The following is a 4,143-nucleotide window of genomic DNA, read 5'->3' on the forward strand; positions in this document are numbered from 1 at the left end:
CATTAAGTTCAACCAAAACAATTTTATCATACAAATATTAAAAATTATTCAAAAAAAATTTTAAAATAATGAGTATAACAAAATTTCAAACTATTTTTCTAAATATTTTTCACAAAATAATACTTAAAATACACAAATCAATAATTATTAATACATTATCAAATAAATAATACATTATTAAACAGAATTAAACAAGTTGAAATAATGATAGACATAGTTTTTATTTTAAATGAAATTGACAACATTTTGTACTTTCCAATCCTTATTATCGTTATGGCACTGGCAGGAATATACTTTACAGCCCGTACAAGGGGCGTTCAGATAAGATTATTTCCAGAATCCATAAGAATACTGACAGAACCACCTGGAGCAGGAGCAGTATCTTCACTTCAGGCAATGCTGGTATCTACAGCATCAAGGGTTGGAACAGGAAACATTATCGGAGTATCGACTGCAATCTGTCTTGGAGGACCAGGTGCAGTTTTCTGGATGTGGGTGATGTGTATCATCGGCGCATCCTCAGCGTTCATAGAAAGTACTCTCGCACAGATTTATAAAAGAAAGGATTCCGAAGGAAAATTCTACGGAGGGCCTGCATATTACATAGAAAAGGGACTGCACTCACCAAAACTTGCAATTATTTTTTGCATATTTCTTATAGCCACATATGCAATCGGATTCAATCTGCTTTGCTCCTACAACCTTCAGTCCACATTCATCGAGTATCCGTTCTATGATGCTGCCACCACACCACTCATCATAGGTGCAATCATCGCAATTTTGGTCGGATTCTGTCTTTTGGGAGGAGGAAACCGTATCATAAAGATGACCAGTACAATTGTGCCATTTATGGGAGTAAGCTACGTAATTGTAGCAGTGATAGTTATCCTTTTCAATATTACATACATCCCATCAATGTTCGGACAAATCATCTCCAATGCATTTGATTTCCACTCCATACTCGGAGGAATTACAGGATCATGTCTCATATACGGTATAAAAAGAGGACTCTTTTCTAACGAAGCAGGTGTGGGTTCAGCACCTAACGCTTCAGCATCAGCAAATGTGAGCCACCCCGCTAAACAGGGCCTTGTACAGACCCTTTCAGTTTACATCGACACACTGCTTCTGTGTACCGCAACAGCACTTATGTGCCTGTCAACAGGAGTCGCTCATGATGCTGCAGTTTCAGGAGCTCCTTATGTGCAGACTGCAATCTCAACCGTTTTCGGATGGGCAGGACCAATGTTCATTACAGTAGCAATGGTTCTTTTTGCATTTACAACACTTATAGGAAACCTCTATTACGTGGACAATGCAATAATCTATTTAAACCACAAAAAAGAACCTTCAAAAAAATTCATGAAAATATTCTACATATTCGCAACATTCATCGTATTTATAGGAGCTATGATTCCTATGGATGCTGCCTGGGCAGCAGCAGATATTACAATGGGTGGAATGACCCTTATAAACCTTCCTGCATGTATGATGATGGGAAAAATTGCCATAGATTGTCTTAAGGACTATGAAAAACAGCGCAAGGAAGGCAAAGAACCTGTATTTAAGGCAAGTTCAATAGGTCTTGATGAAAGCGAACTGGATACATGGAAATAGCTAAGATTGTGCATACTGCATAATCTTACATCTTATTTTTAAAAAAAATCCTTAAAAAAAAGTTAAAAACTAATTTTGATGAAAATAAATAAAAAAAAGAGTTAGCTCAAAAGAGCTATTTGATATATTTTTTCAAATCTTCAGCCTTGTCGGTTTCTTCCCATGGAAGGCCTTCGATACCGAAGTGACCGTATTTTGCAGTCTGTTTGTATCTGGTATCTCTAAGGCGTAATGTTTCGATGATTCCGTCTGGTGTCAACCTGAAGTTTTCACGTACGATTTCATCAAGTTTTTTGGTGGTTTCAACACCTGTTTCGAATGTGTCGACCATTACGGAAGTAGGTTCTGCAACACCGATAGCATAGGAAAGCTGAATTTCACATTTTTCAGCAATTCCACTTGCAACTATGTTTTTAGCAATGTATCTTGCCATGTAACATGCGCTTCTGTCCACTTTGGTACAGTCCTTACCTGAAAACGCTCCTCCACCGTGTCTTGCATATCCTCCATAGGTATCGACAATGATTTTACGTCCTGTCAGACCGGCATCTCCGTGAGGACCTCCGATTTCAAATACACCGGTAGGGTTAATGTGCTCAACGGTGTTTTCAGTAATCAGTCCTTCAGGAATGACCGCATCGAAAAGCTTTTCACGGATATCTGCTTTTAACTGTTCCTGATTGTCGGACATGGTCTCATCGTGCTGGGTTGAAAGTACAACCGCATCAAGTGAAACGACGTTTCCTTCAGCGTCATAATTGACTGATACCTGTGCCTTACCGTCAGGTCTGAGGTATGGAATTTCACCGGATTCCCTGAGTTCTGTCAATTTGTTTGTGAGTTTACGTGCCAAATCGATTGGATAAGGCATGAGGGAATCGGTTTCGTTGGTTGCATAACCGAACATCATACCCTGGTCTCCAGCTCCGCTTTCGCCTTCCCTGTCAACACCTTGCTTGATATCAGGTGACTGTGCGTGGAGTCTGTTTACAACTTCACAGGAATGACCATCAAATTTCAAATCGGGGTTATCGTAACCAATCTCAATGATTGTGTCCCTTATAATCTTTTCAATATCATCATCATCTAATGTTGCATCTGCTGTAACTTCACCGAAAACCATACAGAAGTCTGTGGTAACACAGGTTTCACATGCAACGTGTGCATTCGGATCCTGGTCCATGTATGCGTCTAAAATTGCATCGGATATTATGTCTGCAACTTTATCCGGGTGGCCTTGTGTTACAGATTCAGATGTGAATGTTCTAAATACTTCAGCCATAATTTCGCCTTTTTTTAATTTTTTTAATAAATTCAAACAATTAATGTAATCTCACTAACATAGCCCGATTAGTTAGCGCATTGTGTTTTAATTAGAAAAAATTTAACACTAACTATATTATTTATTTAAAAATATTTAAAAGTTATTACTTAACAAGTCAAAAAAACAATTTTTTAAATAACTTACTACATAAAATCCATGGCAGTATCATTAGTTGTTTACATAGCCGTTTATTTAGCGCTGGGTGCTGCTTCTGTGATGAAATTCACTAACGTTACAATAATTTCAGTACTGCTTTTCATAATCCTGCCGATATTCCAGGCTTTTCTGAAGAATACGTATTTCATGGATTTGTGATGCAGGCTTTTGGATCATGGTTTAAGATACCTATTGTGGCAATCATACTTCAGGCAATTCTCTTTGGAATCATCCATGTCCAGTATAATATAATGGGTATGATCTGCATTTTGACTTCAGGAATAATATATGGTTTTGTGACATGGTATACTAAGGGATTGGAAGTTTCATCCGCTTTGCATGCAGTCAACAATTTTACCGCATTTATTGGAACTCTACTTGCAGTTGCATCTACATCAGGAAATATGTCCGGAATGGGTACATTCATTCAAAACTAAAAATTTTTTTTGAATATGAATTGTTAAAAGTTTAAAGTTAAAAATAGAGATTGAAAAAACCAAAAAGGTTTTTCTAGTTTTAGATTAATTTTTTTGTTTAAGATAATCTGTAGTTTTTTACACCAGCACAGTATTGATTACCTTTTCTTACTTGCATTTTTGGTTTGATTTTAATAAGCATATTTTTCACCTCATTCTTATTGTTGTTCCCTTGATGTTTTCATCTCAGGCACAATTAAATCTATGTTAAGACCCATATATAAAGTTTTTTCGAATGCAAGTACTTACTTACATTTTTAAATCGTTGAATACTATTTAAAAATGCTCAATTACAAAAAATAGTTAATTTAAATGATTTATTGTAAAATTAATGGTCAAAAAAAGTAGATTTTTAGAAAATTTTTTAAAAAAACAATACTAATTAAACCATATTTTCCAAACACATATGTATTCAGAGACAATGCTTCGAAAAGGAGAAATTTATCAAAACTAATCATGCTCATAAAGTATTTTAATCTGAAATGACAAATACTTATATGTCTGATTTTTATTATAGGTGTGTGTCAGAGTGGTCAAATGAGATAGGTTCAGGGCCTATTGCTTAGTGCT

4 protein-coding genes are annotated in these 4,143 nt (G+C 36.0%); 3 read left to right on the plus strand and 1 reads right to left on the minus strand.

All coding sequences use genetic code 11. From position 1 onward, the window contains the following. Positions 1–204 precede the first annotated feature (204 nt). On the plus strand, positions 205–1,617 hold the full coding sequence (locus tag ACKI2P_RS10530) for an alanine/glycine:cation symporter family protein (protein WP_407377412.1): 1,413 nt from the start codon (positions 205–207) through the stop codon (positions 1,615–1,617). Positions 1,618–1,732: 115 nt separating this feature from the next. Here the strand turns inward: ACKI2P_RS10530 and metK are convergent, their stop codons facing one another. Continuing rightward, positions 1,733–2,899 carry a methionine adenosyltransferase gene (gene metK / locus ACKI2P_RS10535; protein ID WP_407377414.1) on the minus strand — a complete coding sequence of 389 codons (1,167 nt, stop codon included), beginning with the start codon at positions 2,897–2,899 and terminating at the stop codon, positions 1,733–1,735. A gap of 198 nt (positions 2,900–3,097) precedes the next feature. On the opposite strand from metK, the gene ACKI2P_RS10540 reads away from it, so the two are divergent. Further along, positions 3,098–3,256, plus strand: a complete 159-nt coding sequence (locus tag ACKI2P_RS10540; protein WP_407377416.1) for a hypothetical protein — start codon at positions 3,098–3,100, stop codon at positions 3,254–3,256. Further along, positions 3,256–3,534 (plus strand): CPBP family intramembrane glutamic endopeptidase, encoded by a 279-nt coding sequence (locus ACKI2P_RS10545; RefSeq protein WP_407377418.1) that lies wholly within the window; start codon positions 3,256–3,258, stop codon positions 3,532–3,534. The genes ACKI2P_RS10540 and ACKI2P_RS10545 overlap by 1 nt, the downstream gene beginning before the upstream one ends. Positions 3,535–4,143: the final 609 nt, after the last annotated feature.

Origin of the sequence: Methanobrevibacter sp. (assembly GCF_045541095.1) — an archaeon.
GTDB lineage: Archaea > Methanobacteriota > Methanobacteria > Methanobacteriales > Methanobacteriaceae > Methanocatella.

Bases quoted from the DNA above. Each gene is read 5' to 3' on its own strand.
- ACKI2P_RS10540 (WP_407377416.1), top strand. From the start codon at position 3,098: ATGGCAGTATCATTAGTTGTTTACATAGCCGTTTATTTAGCGCTGGGT.
- ACKI2P_RS10545 (WP_407377418.1), top strand. From the start codon at position 3,256: ATGCAGGCTTTTGGATCATGGTTTAAGATACCTATTGTGGCAATCATA.
- ACKI2P_RS10530 (WP_407377412.1), top strand. From the start codon at position 205: ATGATAGACATAGTTTTTATTTTAAATGAAATTGACAACATTTTGTAC.
- metK (WP_407377414.1), bottom strand. From the start codon at position 2,899: ATGGCTGAAGTATTTAGAACATTCACATCTGAATCTGTAACACAAGGC.